The organism is Marinobacter salexigens, assembly GCF_002806945.1.
In the GTDB taxonomy this organism is placed as follows: Bacteria; Pseudomonadota; Gammaproteobacteria; order Pseudomonadales; family Oleiphilaceae; genus Marinobacter; species Marinobacter salexigens.
Map to the genome: position 1 here is coordinate 297,914 of NZ_NIHC01000005.1, position 15,628 is coordinate 313,541.

At 54.6% G+C, this 15,628-nt stretch carries 11 protein-coding genes; 6 read left to right on the forward strand and 5 right to left on the reverse strand.

Going from position 1 to position 15,628, the window contains the following annotated elements; genetic code table 11:
- The first annotated feature begins 49 nt into the window (after nucleotides 1–49).
- From CDH47_RS11565 to CDH47_RS11580, 4 genes are all read left to right on the forward strand, one after another.
- Nucleotides 50–1,405, forward strand: a complete 1,356-nt coding sequence (locus CDH47_RS11565) for a PhoH family protein (protein WP_100640048.1) — start codon at nucleotides 50–52, stop codon at nucleotides 1,403–1,405.
- Between the two features lie 172 nt (nucleotides 1,406–1,577).
- The gene (locus CDH47_RS11570) at nucleotides 1,578–3,260 is read left to right on the forward strand and encodes a carbon starvation CstA family protein (protein WP_100640049.1); all 1,683 of its coding nucleotides are present in this window, start codon (nucleotides 1,578–1,580) and stop codon (nucleotides 3,258–3,260) included.
- Nucleotides 3,261–3,325: 65 nt separating this feature from the next.
- Nucleotides 3,326–3,604, forward strand: a complete 279-nt coding sequence (locus CDH47_RS11575) for a cory-CC-star protein (protein WP_193601649.1) — start codon at nucleotides 3,326–3,328, stop codon at nucleotides 3,602–3,604.
- Nucleotides 3,605–3,611: 7 nt separating this feature from the next.
- The gene (locus CDH47_RS11580) at nucleotides 3,612–4,631 is read left to right on the forward strand and encodes an ArsA family ATPase (RefSeq protein WP_100640050.1); all 1,020 of its coding nucleotides are present in this window, start codon (nucleotides 3,612–3,614) and stop codon (nucleotides 4,629–4,631) included.
- Between the two features lie 32 nt (nucleotides 4,632–4,663).
- Here the strand turns inward: CDH47_RS11580 and CDH47_RS11585 are convergent, their stop codons facing one another.
- The 5 genes from CDH47_RS11585 to CDH47_RS11605 form a co-directional block, all read right to left on the reverse strand.
- Nucleotides 4,664–6,358, reverse strand: coding sequence for a methyl-accepting chemotaxis protein (locus CDH47_RS11585; protein ID WP_100640051.1), 1,695 nt, complete (start codon nucleotides 6,356–6,358; stop codon nucleotides 4,664–4,666).
- 163 nt (nucleotides 6,359–6,521) lie between these two features.
- The gene (locus CDH47_RS11590; protein WP_100640052.1) at nucleotides 6,522–7,874 is read right to left on the reverse strand and encodes a sigma-54-dependent transcriptional regulator; all 1,353 of its coding nucleotides are present in this window, start codon (nucleotides 7,872–7,874) and stop codon (nucleotides 6,522–6,524) included.
- Nucleotides 7,871–9,685, reverse strand: coding sequence for a sensor histidine kinase (locus tag CDH47_RS11595; RefSeq protein WP_100640053.1), 1,815 nt, complete (start codon nucleotides 9,683–9,685; stop codon nucleotides 7,871–7,873). Before CDH47_RS11595 ends, CDH47_RS11590 begins: the two co-directional genes overlap by 4 nt.
- Nucleotides 9,686–9,770: 85 nt before the next feature.
- On the reverse strand, nucleotides 9,771–11,951 hold the full coding sequence (locus CDH47_RS11600) for a TRAP transporter permease (RefSeq protein WP_100640054.1): 2,181 nt from the start codon (nucleotides 11,949–11,951) through the stop codon (nucleotides 9,771–9,773).
- Nucleotides 11,952–12,062: 111 nt separating this feature from the next.
- Nucleotides 12,063–13,040: a TAXI family TRAP transporter solute-binding subunit gene (locus CDH47_RS11605; protein WP_100640055.1), complete on the reverse strand. Its 978-nt coding sequence runs from the start codon at nucleotides 13,038–13,040 to the stop codon at nucleotides 12,063–12,065.
- A gap of 481 nt (nucleotides 13,041–13,521) precedes the next feature.
- Between CDH47_RS11605 and betI the strand changes: the two genes are divergently transcribed.
- Together betI and betB are read left to right on the forward strand one after the other, a co-directional pair.
- Nucleotides 13,522–14,121 carry a transcriptional regulator BetI gene (gene betI / locus CDH47_RS11610; RefSeq protein WP_100640056.1) on the forward strand — a complete coding sequence of 200 codons (600 nt, stop codon included), beginning with the start codon at nucleotides 13,522–13,524 and terminating at the stop codon, nucleotides 14,119–14,121.
- Complete coding sequence (gene betB, locus CDH47_RS11615) at nucleotides 14,118–15,581, forward strand: betaine-aldehyde dehydrogenase (RefSeq protein ID WP_100640057.1); 1,464 nt, start codon at nucleotides 14,118–14,120, stop codon at nucleotides 15,579–15,581. The genes betI and betB overlap by 4 nt, the downstream gene beginning before the upstream one ends.
- Nucleotides 15,582–15,628 lie beyond the last annotated feature (47 nt).

Consider the following 15,628-nt stretch of genomic DNA (forward strand, 5'->3'; position numbering starts at 1 on the left):
TCTTAATATGCCCAGAACATCGGATACTGCACCGCAAGTTCGAAGAACCATGTACGTCCTCGACACCAATGTCCTGATCCACGACCCCAACGCCCTCCTGAACTTCGAAGAACACGACGTCATCATCCCGATGACGGTGCTGGAAGAACTCGACGGCCTGAAAACAGGCAAGCAAAGTGTTGCTGCCGATTGTCGCCAGGCAATACGTACCGTAGACAAACTGCTTGGGGATGCGTCTCCCAAGGAGATAGAACAAGGTGTACCCATCGTGCGGGCCAAGATGTCAAAACCCTTGGGCACCCTCTCCATACTGATGAGCACGGAGCATACCGGCAATCATGCTCTGCCTGAGCATCTGAACGACAACAAGATAATCAACAGCCTTGCGGCGCTTCAGGACCAGCACAAATCCCGGGACATAATCCTGGTCAGTAAAGACATCAACATGCGGCTGAAAGCCCGTGGCTTCGGTGTGGAGGCCCAAGACTACCAGAACGACCAACTGGTTGATGACATTGACCTGCTTCCGAAGGGCTACATTGAGTTTCCCAACTCATTCTGGGACACCATTGCCAAAGTGGAAACCGTGCAACGTGAAGGTGCCACTGAGCACACTCTCAAGCGCGAAGGCGAGCTGGCAAAGCTGAACATCAACGAGTTTGTGCTTGATGAACAGGGGTTTATCGGTAGGGTGGTTAACATTACGGATACCCAAGTGGTCATCCGTGATCTGCACCAGCACGATCTGATGAACGAGGAAGTCTGGGGCCTGGTGCCTCGGGATATCTATCAGGCCATGGCCTTGCATCTGCTGTTGGACCCGGACATCCACCTGGTCAACCTCACCGGCTCTGCCGGCTCTGGCAAAACCATTCTGGCACTGGCCGCCTGCATTGAGATGACCGTGGCAAGCAAACTCTACAAGCGGATTATCGCCACCCGCTCAACCCAGGGGCTGGATGAGGATATTGGTTTCCTGCCCGGCACCGAGGCTGAAAAAATGGAACCCTGGCTGGGGGCCATTGTGGACAACCTGGAAGCCCTGCACGAAGACGATGAGAATATGACCGCCAGTGTGGACTATATTCTCAGCAAGGTGCCACTGCACTTCAAATCCATGAACTACATTCGTGGCCGCAGTTTCCAGCACAGCCTGATCATCATTGATGAATCCCAGAATCTGACTCCGCATCAGATCAAGACCATCATTACCCGAGCTGGCAATGGCTCCAAGGTGATCTGCCTGGGCAACCTGGCGCAGATCGACACCCCCTATCTGAGCGCTCTGAGCTCAGGCCTTACCTACATGACTGAGCGTTTCAAAACCTTCAAGCACGGAGGGCATATTCATCTGCAAGGGGTGCCACGCTCACTGCTGGCCGAGTTCGCCGAAGCCAACCTGTAAGCACAGCTCTACGCCTTTAGTCCAAGACTTGTGCCGGAACCCTCTTGTTTCGGCACAAATCGGATACACTGGCTTTCAAGCCATCCTCTGTGCGTAAACATGCACCCACCCAGGATAGGCTATATTTCAAAAAACAAAACGCTACTCAAACAAACATAACAGGTAGGCATCGATGAGCTCTATTATATTGATGGTACTCGGGCTTGGGGGCATGGCGCTGGGCTTTTTCGTTTACTCGAAATTCCTCGCACACATTGTTTTCAAACTGAGTGACAGCTTCAAAACCCCGGCTGAAGAGTTTGAAGACGGCATCGACTTTGTCCCCACCAATAAATTTGTACTCTGGGGCCACCATTTTACGTCAGTAGCCGGCGCTGCGCCCATTGTAGGCCCGGCAATAGCTGTTATCTGGGGCTGGTTGCCAGCCTTCTTGTGGGTCACCCTCGGGACCATTTTCTTTGCTGGCGTTCACGACTTTGGCGCCATCTGGGCCAGCGTAAGAAACAAGGGAAAGTCGGTAGGCACCCTCACTGGTGAAGTGGTTGGTAGCCGCGCCAGAGCTATATTCTCCATAGTGATTTTTCTGGTTCTGCTGATGGTGAACGCGGTATTTGGCGTGGTAATTGCCAAGCTGCTGATCAACAATCCCGGCGCTGTTGTTCCCGTTTGGGGCGCCATCGCCGTGGCCCTGGTGATTGGCCAGGCTATTTACCGGGCAAAAATGAGCCTGCCACTTGTTTCTATTGTTGGCGTAGTTGCTCTGTACTTCCTGATTTACATTGGCCCTTCTGTGCCAGTTTCCCTGCCCGAATCCGTGGGTGGGCTTTCACCCAGTGCGGCCTGGATCATCATCCTGTTTGTGTATGCTGCCATTGCCTCGCTGCTCCCTGTGTGGGTGTTGCTGCAGCCGCGGGACTACATTAACGGCCTGCAGTTGTTCGTAGGGCTAGCCGCTCTATACGCCGCTGTGCTGATCGCAAACCCAACAGTGGTCGCCCCCATGATCAACGTGGATGTACCACCCGGCACACCCTCGATGATTCCGCTGTTGTTCGTAACCATTGCCTGTGGCGCTATCTCCGGCTTTCACGGTCTGGTTGCCTCAGGCACCACGTCCAAACAGCTGGCGAAAGAAGGCGATGCCCGCTTTGTTGGCTACTTTGGCGCAACCGGTGAAGGCGCACTGGCGTTGGCTGCCATTATTGCGGCTACAGCTGGCTTTGCCTCTCTCGCAGACTGGCAGGCCATGTATCACTCTTTTGGACAGGGCGGCGTGCTTGCATTTGTAAACGGTGGCGCGGCGATTCTAAGCGCCGGTACCGGTCTCGACCTTGCCATTGCAGCCACTATGCTGACCGTTATGGCCGCTCTGTTTGCCGGCACCACCATGGATACCGGCCTACGCCTGCAGCGCTATATCTTTCAGGAGTGGGGCGATATCTATAACATCAAATGGATGGCCAAACCGCTGCCGGCCACACTGCTGTCTGTGGGCACTTGCCTGGCTCTGGCGTTCGGCGCCGGCGGTGCAGATGGCTCGGGTGGCCTGCTGATATGGCCCCTGTTCGGTACCACCAACCAGCTTCTGGCCGGCCTGACCCTTCTGGTTGTTACCGTGATGCTGGTGCGCAAAGGTTCGCCCACGTTTTACACTCTGGCGCCACTGGTATTTGTTCTCGCCATGTCGCTATTTGCCTTGCTGATTCAGCTCAAAGGCTTTTACGACAAGGCAGACTGGTTCCTGTTTACTATGGACCTGGTAGTTCTTGTGGCCGCCATTTTTGTCACGCTGGAGTGCATCTCCGCACTAAAACGTGCAAAAGCAGAAGTGAGTCTCTCATCCGCAGGGGACTGAGCAGGCTCTGAGAAAACCGGCCGGGGTATATATCCTGGCCGGTTTCCTGTTTATGGGAGTAGTTGATGAAAAAGACGCTGTCCCGCCTGAAATATCTCTACCAGAAAGCCAGCCAGGCAGGTGCGGAATACTATAACGCGCCCTATAGAGCCGCTATTGCCCGCGCCAGGCGCGAGGAAGACGACCTCTTCATGCTACTGGTGTTCAGTGAAATGATGGGCATCCCTAACCCTGCAAGTTGGTATTGCATGGAACTGCAACCGCTCATGCTTGAACGATTCCACGACTGGCATACCCGCATGGGCATGGAGCGCTCACCGCTCGACAACTTCCGCTGCTGTTGAGGAAATAATGCTGCAAACTCATAACCTGGATATTCTGGCACTTATTACCAGCCGCAAACTGATTATGGTGGGCGGCAAAGGTGGGGTAGGTAAAACCACCACGGCTTCTGCTATTGCCGTTGCCGCAGCCAACCAAGGGCGCCGGGTATTATTAATCTCTACCGATCCGGCCCACAGCCTTGCGGATGCATTTGATCGCGCCATCGGAGGCCAGGTAACGCGCATGGCGCCAAATCTGGACGCTCTTGAGTTGGATCCGAATACAGAAGCCGAGGCCTACATGGACCGGGTTATGCAGCAGATGCGGCGGTTCGCCGGCCCGGATCAGATCAATGAGTTGCAGCGACAGCTGAGGTTAGGCGCACAATCTCCAGGCGCTCAGGAAGCGGCCATACTGGAACGAATGGCCACGCTGATTGAAGACAGCGAAAACAACTACGACCTGTTGATTTTCGACACAGCCCCCACAGGCCATACCTTACGACTGCTGACTTTACCGGAAATCATGGCAGCCTGGACCGACGGCCTGCTGAAACACAACAAACGCTCTGAGAAGCTGGGCAAAGCGCTGGCTCATCTTACGCCCGGGCGAAGCGTCGACAATCCACTGAAAAGCCCTGAAGAAAATCCGATAGAAGGCATGGACCAACGAAGCCAGGAGCTAACCGAAACCTTGCTGCGCCGCCAGCGGCTGTTTCAACGCACTCGCCGCCGCCTTAACGATACGGAACACACTGCTTTCGTGTTTGTGATGACTCCGGAGAAGCTACCTATTCTTGAAACTGGCAGAGCCATAGAGGCGCTAGCTAGTGCCAACATCCCGGTTGCCGGCGTGATCGTGAACCGCATCATGCCAGATACCGCCAGCAGCTCTTTCTGGCAAGCCCGCGTTGAGCGCCAAAAGCGACACCTTCACGAAATCGACACTGTGCTAAAGGATCTGCCCCAGAAACGCTTACCGCTAATGGAAGACGACGTAAGCGGGCTCGAAGCACTTTCGCAATTTGCCGATTTAATGATCCGCTAGAGTTCCCAGCCACACCGGGAACTCTCCAGGCATCAAACCCGGTAGCGACTAACCTGATCGGCCATATCGGAAGCCAGTGTTTTTAGCTCCTGGGTCGCGGAGCTGGCTCTGTGGGCTCCTTCGGCGGTCTGTTCAGTGATCGCAACAATTTCATGAACATTCTGGTTGATGGTTTCAGAGACACTGGTCTGCTCCTCAGCCGCGCTGGCAATCTGGGCATTCATGTCATTGATCGTGCCAACCGCCTGACTGATTGTTTGCAAAGCACTGTTCACTTGCCGGGTTTCAGCAATCGTCGCTTCACTACGCTCGCTGATGGAGCCAATCAAAGTAACTGCGTTGCTGGCACCAGTCTGCAACTGCTCAATCATTGACTGAATTTCCTGGGTGCTTTTCTGAGTTCGGCTGGCCAACGTGCGAACTTCATCAGCCACCACAGCAAACCCTCGACCGGCCTCACCGGCACGAGCTGCCTCTATAGCTGCATTCAAAGCCAGCAAATTAGTTTGGTCGGCAATCTCACGGATTACCTCCAGAACCGTATCGATCTGGCGGGAGTCGGCGCCCAGTTTATCAATCACCTTCACCCCCTCCTCCACCTGCTCAGACAAGCCTCCGATCACCTCAATGGTTTGGTGCACAAGGCCTTGAGCGTCGCACACCTGTACGTTAGCGCTATCTGCCGCACCCGACGCCTCGCTAGCGCTTCTGGCCACCTCCTGTGCTGCTGCGGTCATTTCGTTCATGGCCGTCGCCACTTGGTCACTCTCGGACTTTTGACGCTCCACACCTTGCTCAGCCTCTTCCATTATCTGGCTCAACTCGGCAGAGGCGTCATTCAGGGTATGGGTAGACGTAAGAACCCGCTCCACCAAACTGTGCACCTGGTCTGCAAAGCTATTGAATGCCGTCGCTAACTGCCCCAGCTCATCTTTGCTATCGGCTTCCAATCTACGGGTTAGATCCCCATCTCCATTAGCGATGTCGTTCATTGCAGATACCGCAGTTTTCAGCGGACGGATAATACTGCGCACAACGAACAGTGCCAGAAAAACGATAACTGCCAGCGCAATCACCGAGGTGGTTACTGAGCCGACTACAGCTTTGCCCAGTGCAGCACCTACGTTGCTGTCCATAACGGCAACCTGCGCTTCCAGACCATCGATCCAAAACCCCGTGCCAATCATCACATTCCAGCCAGGTATCATCTCGGCGTAACCAAGTTTTGGAGCCACCTGCCCGGTGCTTTCGTTTTCCCATTCGTAGTCAACGTAGCCTCCTCCGTTACCGGCCACCTGGAGGAGTTCACGGATCAGATGTTTACCGGAGGGGTCTTTAAAGCCCCAGAGGTTCTTGCCTTCCAAGGCCGGACTTACGCCATGCATTACATTCACACCACTGGCGTCATAGGCAAACATATAGCCCGGGCTACCGGAGTCATCAAACCTCAACTGACGCAAAATCTCCCAAGCCTGCTCCTGAATCTCAGGGTCATTGGCAGAACCGGGCTGGTTATAAAGATGAGCAATAGATGTGCGCGCCAGCTCAATATAGTTTTTCAACTCCTGTCGCTTGCTCATCTCCATATCCGAGGAGAAATCCGCAACCGCTTCATCACCAATGCCCTGGGCCTGTTTAAGATTGTATGTTGTCAGGAACGCAGTGAGCACAATCACCGGTACAAGCGCTAACAAAAGCACCCGTGTTTGAATGGTCAGGTTTTTCATAGCGAATAAGTCTTGTGTCTGCTGGAAGGTATGGGCCGAAGACTCGACCCGTAAAAAGGTGACAGCATGCTATAGAATAGCCGCCAAAATTATCATTGAGGGTACTGCGTAGTTTGTATCTCGCGTGTAACTATTCGTGCGGCTGCGTATCAATCCACCCGACTCAATCTTTAAATTGCGCCTTATCCAGCCCATGCTTCTTCATTTTGTCGTAAAGGGTTTTGCGGGCAACACCCAGCTGCACCATGGTGTCCTTGATGCTGCCATGGCAGGCATTGAGGGCACTGGTCAGCACGGAATGCTCAAAGCTATCCATCATTTCTGTCAAGGTTCGCCGCCCACTCACATCCGCCTTGGCTTCTGGCTCGCTCGCATCGAGCGCAGACGGGCCAAGCAGCACATATCGCTCCGCCAGGTTTCGCAGCTCACGCACATTGCCCGGCCAACTATGGTGCATCAACCGCGCAGCCTGGCTGGCATCCAGCGGGACACTTTCCCGGTCGTAACGGGCTGCGGCAATCAGAACGAAATGATGAAACAACATGGGGATATCCTCTTTGCGTTCCCGCAAGGGTGGTATATCCACTTTTACCACGTTTAGCCGGTAATAAAGGTCTGCCCGAAAACTTCCTTCATCGCTGAGCGCCTTCAGGTCGGCTTTGGTAGCGGCAATAATGCGCACATCCACATCCTGCACCTGATTACTGCCCAAACGTTCCACCTTTTGCTCTTCAAGCACCCGCAGCAGTTTGATCTGCAACGGCATGGGCATGCTTTCAACTTCGTCCAGAAAAAGAGTGCCAAGGTGGGCGTGTTCAATTTTGCCAATACGCTGTTTATCTGCGCCGGTAAATGCCCCGGCTTCATGGCCAAAGAGCTCGCTCTCAATAAGATTCTCCGGCACAGCCCCACAGTTGATCGCCACAAAATTATGGGCACCCCGAGGGCTGTTTTCATGAATATAACGAGCCAGGGCATCCTTGCCGGAGCCGGTTTCACCAAAAAGCAGGGTGTTGGCCGAAATATCCAGAATCGGCGTAATGGTATCCATCACTTTTTGCATGCTGGGAGTGTCGCCGAGAATTCTCGGTCCAGGCCGGGCCAGGTGGCGCAACTGGGCTTTGAGTCGACGGTTTTCCAAGGCGAGATGGCGCTTTTCAAGGGCGTGGCGCAGGAGTTCAATCAGCTCGTCGTGATTAAACGGCTTTTCAATAAAATCATAGGCACCCTGCTGCATGGCGGAAACCGCCGTGCTGATGTCGCCCTGCCCGGTCAGGATAATAACCGGAATCGCCTTATCGAGGGCCTGAACAGCCCCCAGCATTTCAAGGCCATCCATTCCCGGCATGTTGTAATCGCAGAGCACCACGCCGTTGTAATCCGGTGACATGGTTTCAAGCGCGGCCTCAGCGCTTTCAAAGCAGTGTACAGGCAGGTCTTCCAACGTCAGCGCCTGGGCGATGGATTTGCGTATGTGCGGATCATCATCCACAAAAATAACCGAGGGTTCTGTCATTCCGTTGCCTCACGCTTTTTCAAAGTAAACTCAAACTCCGCACCTGGGGCATCGCTGCGATTGCGCCCCGTGAGCCGACCACCCAAGGCATCAGCAATCTGCCGTGAAATAGACAAGCCCAGCCCAAGCCCATGCTTCACCGATTTGGTCGTAAAAAAGGGTTCAAAAATCTGCTCGGAATTGGCCGGCAGCCCAGTCCCGTTATCCCGAACAAAACAGCACCAACAAGCCCCCTGCTCTTCAATCTCTATGGTGATTACCGGCTGCTCCTGGCCTTCTACTGCCTGAACCGCATTGGCGAGCAGGTTAACCATAACTTGTTCGATACGGATCAGATCACCATGGCAAAAAACCGGCTGCTCAGGACGGTTCCACCGAATATCAATTCCGGCACTGCTTTTTTGCGCCTCAATTATTTTCAGGGACGCATCCACAGACAAGCGTAGATCCACACTCGTCGGCGGCCCTTCAGATTTGCGAGCAAACACCTTGAACTGGCGGGTTAGCTCCGCCATTTTGTCACACAAAAGCACAATCTCACTGAGATTCTCATCCACCATGTCGGCGGCGCCTTTCTCAAGAAACCGGCGGCTGTTCCGGGCGTAGGTCTGAATGGCGGTAAGGGGCTGGCTCATTTCGTGGTTGAGGCCTGCAGACATCTGCCCCAGAACCGCAAGCTTGGCCGCCTGAATCAGCTCTTGCTGGGTTTCTCGCAGCTCGCTCTGGGTGCGCTCCCGCTCCCGTATTTCATCCACAAGCTTGCGGTTGGTGCGTTCAAGGTCACCCGTACGCTCTGCAACGCTGCGCTCAAGCTGCTCTCCTCTCAGGGCTAGCTCCGCTTCACGCCGGTAGCGCTCACGCAAATACAGCCATGCCAGCAGAATGCCGAAATAAATCGCGATGCCGCCGGCTATAAACCCGAGCCGTGTCCATATAACCGAGCGCGTGCTCACCATAACCTGCAGTGTCCAGTCCAGCCTGGGCAAGGGCGTTCGAATACTCAGGTACTCCCGGCCACCGCCGTTTTCCCGGAGGCGCAATGTTCTTGACGAGCCAGACAGGCCGGAAGGGCTGCCAAGATAGTCAAAAGCCACGGGTTTCAGGTCGCGTTCCGGGTACCGCTGGCGAGAAAGCTCGCCAGGAGCTGCCACATCACTGCCGGTAAAGTCCCGGTAGAGCCACTCCGGCTTGCTGGCAAGAAAGCTCACGCCAGCCTCGTCGAGCACCACCATTTCGGCTTCGCGCAAAGAGGTTGGCCTGTGCCACTGAGATTCCAACTCATGCACCAATACCTTCACGACCACCACGCCCAGCAACTGGTTTTGCTCCCCTCGTACCGGGTGGGAAAAGTACAATCCCCGAACCCGAGAGGTGGAGCCCAATGCGAAATAGATGGCAGACTTGCCGGTTGCGACAGCTTCGTAAAAATAGGGGCGAAAACTGAAATTGCGGCCAACAAAACTGCCGGCCTGCAGGTAGTTATTGGCGGCAATCGTCAGCCCGGTTGTGTCCATCAAATACACATCCGAACTGCCAACGATGGTGGCCATACGCTGCATTTCTTCGTTGGCTTGATGAATAATGGCAGGCTTGTCTGGCGCTGTCAGGGCTTCTGCGAGCAAGGGGTGCTCTGCCATCAACTCAGGGATAGGCAGGTATCGGTTAAGCTCGTTACCCACAAGTTGCCGATAACGAAAGGACTCTTCGAGGCTATCCTGTTCAACCTGCCGGTAACCAACCCAGTCTCCTAGCATCCAGGACACAGTGAGAGTCACCAAAAACACAACAATAGCGCCTATCCGGTAGGACATAGCCGGGTTCCCGCAATACCGTTAAAAGACGCCAGCCTATCGCCCGCCCCCTTGAACAACAAGAGGACAGGCAAGGAGGCAACACTCAGGCCGCTGCCAGCTGCCCCTTGCGCTGGCGCTGCATCAAGAAGGCCGCTACTGCAAGCCCGATACCTGCAAGGTCAGACACCATACCGCCCTCAATCATCAACAGCGCAGCGCCTATCAGTAACAAGCGGGCTATCCATGAGGCCGAAACATTGCTGAACCAACCCAGCACACCGCCAGAAAGCAGGTACACACCAAAGAGTGCCGTTACCAGTGCCCGTGCAATATCGAACCATCCGGCCTCCATCAACAAGGCACCGTTGTAGAAGAACATAAAGGGCACGATAAACGCTGCAATACCAATGCGGAAGGACGCCACCGAGGTTTCCATGGCATTGGCACCGGAGATCCCAGCGGCCGCGTAGGACGCCAGAGCAACCGGCGGAGTAATGGCAGACACAACCGCAAAGTAGAACACAAAGAAGTGCGCCGTCAGAGGCTCAATGCCCAACTGAACCAGGCCCGGAGCTACCACCGAAGCGGCAACCGCATAAGCCGCCGTGGTAGGCATGCCCATACCCAGAAGAATGGAAATAAACATGGCAAAAATCAGCGCCAACAGTTGGCTCGCTTCGGCCACATCAAGCAATAGTACCGAGAAACGCGCACCCACACCTGTTAGCGAAATAACGCCTACAATTACGCCGGCCGCCGCACACACCACAATAATCTGTATCGCCATATAGGAGGCAATTTCCAGCGCGTTCAGTATCTGCCGTATCCCCATCTTGTTGGGTGAGAACCAGCTGACAACCGCCGCAGACACCATAGCCAGTGTACCTGCACGAATCACCGAGTAGCCCATAAACAAAGCCACTATCAGGATAATAATCGGCAGGAACAGATAGCACTGCTTCACCATGGTACGCAGCTTTGGCAGCTCATCTTCCCGCATGCCGCGCATGCCGGTTTTAGCCGCTTCAAAATCCACCATGAAGTAAACAGATGCAAAGTAAAGAATGGCAGGAATAATGGCTGCAATGGCGATTTCGGTATAGGGAATACCGGTAATCTCGGCCATGATGAAGGCACCCGCCCCCATGATCGGCGGCATGATCTGCCCACCGGTAGACGCAGCCGCTTCCACGGCACCCGCAGATTTTTTGCTATAGCCCACTTTTTTCATCAGCGGGATAGTCAGTGAACCGGTAGATACCACATTGCCCGCACTGGTGCCGTTGATCATGCCCATAAGGCCAGAGGCGAAAATGGACACCTTGGCAGGGCCACCCCGGGAACGGCCGGCAGCGGCAAACGCGAAGTTCACAAAGTAGTCGCCCACTTTGGACGACTGCAAAAACGCGGCAAAAATAATGAACAGAATAATGTAGGTGGACGACACAGCCGTGGTGGGCCCAAGAATACCGGCATCGGTGTATACCTGGCTGAAGAAACGCTGAACAGACAGCCCCGGGTAGCCCAAAAAGCCCGGCAAATATGGCCCGGCAAACACATACACAAGAAACACCAATCCGATAATTACCAGCGCCAGCCCCGCCACACGGCGGGTCAGCTCCATAATCAGCGCGGTGCCAGCCACGGCAGCAAAGGATATGCCCACCGGCGCAAACGAGGTGCCCGTCGACATGCGCATGGCGGTGTTGTAAGCCACCAGAAAGTAGGCAGCAACAGCAATTGAGCACACAATCAGCACCAGATCCGGCACGCTGAAGCGTGAACGCTCACGCTGATGAAACCAGCTCAGCACAATGCCTACGCCGGTGGCTGCCAACAACGGCCAACCGAAGTGCCAGGTTTCCAGATCAACCGGAATGCGCATGGCGCCGTTCTGAACCATCTGCCAGAACGAGTAGGTTTGGTACAGCACGTAAAAGGCAGGCAAAAGCGCAACAGCGCCAATCCAGGTTGTCCAGCGGTGGCGCGCGGAGCCTTCTTCTGCGGAAACAAAGCGCGCACCGGCAAACAGAACAAACCCCAGAACAAGCGCCCCGGCAATGTGCACAATTCGGAACGACCAGGTTTCCAATGGCGCAATATTCAACGAATAAAGATGGAAAGAGGAGTAAACAATGGCAAGCAAAGTCACAAACTTCAGCATGCCACCTTCAAACAGCCTGCGGTTTGCTTCTACAGGCTCTTTGTCCACATCGTGAGCGAGTACGTGGTCTTCACCCACTTCTATATCGGAAAAGTCTTGGGGGTGTCGTTCAAGTGTCATTGGGGGTCCTGCCTGCAGGCAAATCGGAGCCGGTAAACTGCCGGCGAGTGTTCAGGGGCCTTGCGGCCCCCTTTTTCTCAAGCATTCAGATCAAAAGGTGTTAGCTAAGCGTTATTTGATCTTGCTTGCTTCGATGGTATAGCCGTTCTCGTTGAACCAGCGCGCTGCACCCGGGTGCCAAGGCAGTACGTTGTTCTTGCTGTAGTTCTCGGGAACCGAGTTGCGAGCGGCCTTGTGGATTGAAACCATCCGGTCATTCTGCTCCATGGTCAGCTTGGTGATTTCATACACGAAGCTTTCCGGCATATCGCAGTTCACCATGGCAAAGTTCCACATGGATACAACACGCGACGGCTCATCCAGAGTCTGGTAGGTGCTGGCCGGAATAATAAATTCAGACACCGGGAAGTTGTCCGTCACCTTCTTCGCTTCCGCATCGGTCATACCAATAATGTTCACATCGGTTTGAACTTCCAACTGGCTAACCGCCGGAATGGGGATACCTGCTGCAAAAGCCACAACATCAATCAGGCCATCCTGAAGCTGGCCACCAAGGTCAGACCAGCTGCCATTCCGGCGTTTGAAGTCCACACCCAGGGCCTCCATCATGCGCGGGAAGTAGGTGTCAGAGGTTGAACCCGCAGGGCCAAAACCAATAGTGGCACCATCCGGAATGTCGGAAATCGACGTAATGCCGGAGCTGCTAAGCGCGGTTACCGAGAAAGGCGTCTCGTACATGGGGAACATGGCACATACATTGTCCATCTTCATGCCCGGCGCCAACGGGCTGTTGCCATCCATGGACTCACGGGCCGGGCCCATGGTGGTGAGGCCAAACTTCAAGTCACCGGTATGAACCAGCGCCATGTTCTGCATTGGCCCACCGGTAATTTCAGCACCACCGGAAACACCCAGGCTTTCTGCAACAAAGTTCGCCCAGCCAGATCCATAGGCAAAGTAAGTACCGCCCTGGCTGGCAGTGCCCACCGTAAAGTTATCCGGCCAACCGGCCCGATCCTGAGCAACAACAGGACTGGCAACAACAAGAGTGGAGGCAAATGCTGCCGCCATCATGGCTTGGGTCTTCATAGAGAATGCTCCCTGATTCATTTTATTGATTGAGTGGGTGCTCAACGGAGCCCGAAGAGGGCTGCGATAACATTTACAATCAGCAAATAGCGGGCCACTTAAAAAAACCCTTCCGAAACAGATGCTTTCAAATATCCCTGCCTTGAACATCCGGGAAATTGGGTGCATTCCCACCCATTCCCGAGCCTCATTGGGTGAACTTCCGCCAGCCAGGCAACTGCCGCTACCGCTCTGAATTACCAACGCAGTTTCGGTGACGCGCGCTGGGCAACACCTAACATGCCCGCAAGCATTCATTCGCCTTCTAAACACTTTCTTGTACGTACTAACCGCTGAAATTGAAGCCGAAATCAAGCAATTCAGGGCTAATTCAGATTTTTATTCCGTTTGATCTTTAGTCTTCAAACCATTAACCTGCGCAAATTGAATACCCGTTCAACAAATTGAACACTCATTCAACCCGAAACAGGTCAAAGAGCGCATGGCAAGAGTTGGAGTGGAAACGATTAGGCGACAGCAGCTCATCGACGCAACGCTAGAGGTTATTGAAACCCACGGCTTTCAGGGTGCGACCATCGGAAAAATCGCAGCCGCCTCGAAATTGTCGGTTGGCATCGTGAGCCATTACTTCGGGGGTAAGCAGGGTCTACTCGAAGCGACTATGCGGTATTTGCTCTCATGCCTGCAGCAGGATGCATCAAAACTGATGGCAGGCCGTTCCCACGATCCCCGGGAATGCCTGATGGCCATTGTGGATGCCAACTTTTCCGGCGTTCAGACCCACGCCCAGTCGGCAAAAACCTGGCTGGCCTTCTGGACCCAAGCCATGCACAGCCCTGAACTGATGCGACTACAGCGGGTTAACGAACGCCGCCTGCTATCCAACCTTATCTACCACTTGCGCCAGTTGATGCCTCGCGAGCGCGCGCAAGCAACTGCACAAACCGTAGCTGCCATGATTGACGGCTTCTGGCTGCGCGCTGCTTTGAGTGAAGGCCGGATTGAACCCGACCAGGCCGTCGCCCTTTGCAAAACCTACATCGACCAAGCCATACAGGCGAATAACGGAGCCAGAAAATGACATTGCCCGTGTACCAGTCTTTTATTAACGGCCAGCCACTGGCCAACCAGAGTGGCGAGCGCTTCGACGTGGTGAACCCGGCCACTGGCAAGCTGATCTATCAAGTTGAACAAGCCGATGAATCGGTTATGCAGGCAGCAGTCAAAAGCGCCCAAGAAGGCTTCAAAGCATGGTCTGCCATGAGTGGGCTTGAGCGCGGTCGCATTCTGAACCGTGCAGCCAACCTTCTGCGTGAGCGCAACGATGAACTGGCAAAGATCGAAGTGCTGGACACCGGCAAGCCCTGGCAGGAAGCCAGCGTGGTTGATGTGGTAACCGGTGCCGACTCGGTGGAGTATTTCGCCGGCCAGGCCTCCAGTATTACCGGCGAAAGCCAGCACTTGGGGCCAGACTTTTTCTACACTCGTCGTGAGCCTCTGGGCGTATGCGCAGGCATTGGCGCATGGAACTACCCTCTGCAGATTGCTTGCTGGAAATCCGCTCCCGCTCTGGCGTGCGGTAACAGCATGATTTTCAAACCATCGGAAGAAACCCCACTGGGCGCCATTAAACTTGCTGAGATTTACATCGAAGCAGGCGTGCCCGCTGGCGTATTCAACGTAGTGCAAGGCGACTACCGGGTGGGTCAGATGCTGACCGCCGAACCGGCCATCGCAAAAGTCTCGTTTACCGGCGAAGCCAAAACCGGCCGCACCGTAATGGCCGATTCTGCCTCCTCTCTCAAATCTGTAACCATGGAACTGGGCGGCAAATCTCCGTTGATGGTTTTTGAAGATACCAACCTGGAACAGGCAGTTTCCGCAGCCATGCTGGGCAACTTCTACACCCAAGGCGAAGTGTGCACTAACGGCACCCGCGTATTTGTTCAACGTTCCATCTACAACGCCTTTCTTGAGGAACTGGTAAGAAGAACCGAGAACAACATCATCGCCGGCGACCCGGAGCACCCGGAAACCAACTTTGGTTCCCTGATCAGCGCAAAGCATCGTGACCTGGTAATGAAGTACATCGACAGCGCCAAAGCTGAAGGTGCGCGCTTGCTAACCGGCGGCACCACCTTGCAGCCTGCTGGTTTTGAAGGCGGCTACTTTGTGGCGCCAACAATCTTCGCCGACTGCACCGATGACATGACTATTGTGCGGGAAGAAATCTTCGGTCCCGTGATGTCCGTACTGCCATTCGATACCGAAGAAGAAGTTATCCAACGCGCAAATGCCACCGACTATGGCCTGGCAGCTGCGGTGTTCACCTCAGACACCACCCGCGCACATCGCGTTATTCATCAAATTGAAGCAGGGATTTGCTGGATTAACAGCTTTGGTGCCTCGCCGGCGGAAATGCCTGTGGGCGGTTACAAGCTTTCGGGGCTGGGCCGCGAGAATGGTCGCGAAACACTCGCCCACTACACCCAGACCAAATCTGTTTACGTCGGCATGGCACCGCTTGAGTCGCCATTCTGACACCATCATTTCAAACCAGAGCCTCTGCGGATAACTATCCGCCTTCG

Bases quoted from the DNA above. Each gene is read 5' to 3' on its own strand.
- CDH47_RS11565 (WP_100640048.1), top strand. From the start codon at position 50: ATGTACGTCCTCGACACCAATGTCCTGATCCACGACCCCAACGCCCTC.
- CDH47_RS11570 (WP_100640049.1), top strand. From the start codon at position 1,578: ATGAGCTCTATTATATTGATGGTACTCGGGCTTGGGGGCATGGCGCTG.
- CDH47_RS11575 (WP_193601649.1), top strand. From the start codon at position 3,326: ATGAAAAAGACGCTGTCCCGCCTGAAATATCTCTACCAGAAAGCCAGC.
- CDH47_RS11580 (WP_100640050.1), top strand. From the start codon at position 3,612: ATGCTGCAAACTCATAACCTGGATATTCTGGCACTTATTACCAGCCGC.
- CDH47_RS11585 (WP_100640051.1), bottom strand. From the start codon at position 6,358: ATGAAAAACCTGACCATTCAAACACGGGTGCTTTTGTTAGCGCTTGTA.
- CDH47_RS11590 (WP_100640052.1), bottom strand. From the start codon at position 7,874: ATGACAGAACCCTCGGTTATTTTTGTGGATGATGATCCGCACATACGC.
- CDH47_RS11595 (WP_100640053.1), bottom strand. From the start codon at position 9,685: ATGTCCTACCGGATAGGCGCTATTGTTGTGTTTTTGGTGACTCTCACT.
- CDH47_RS11600 (WP_100640054.1), bottom strand. From the start codon at position 11,951: ATGACACTTGAACGACACCCCCAAGACTTTTCCGATATAGAAGTGGGT.
- CDH47_RS11605 (WP_100640055.1), bottom strand. From the start codon at position 13,040: ATGAAGACCCAAGCCATGATGGCGGCAGCATTTGCCTCCACTCTTGTT.
- betI (WP_100640056.1), top strand. From the start codon at position 13,522: ATGGCAAGAGTTGGAGTGGAAACGATTAGGCGACAGCAGCTCATCGAC.
- betB (WP_100640057.1), top strand. From the start codon at position 14,118: ATGACATTGCCCGTGTACCAGTCTTTTATTAACGGCCAGCCACTGGCC.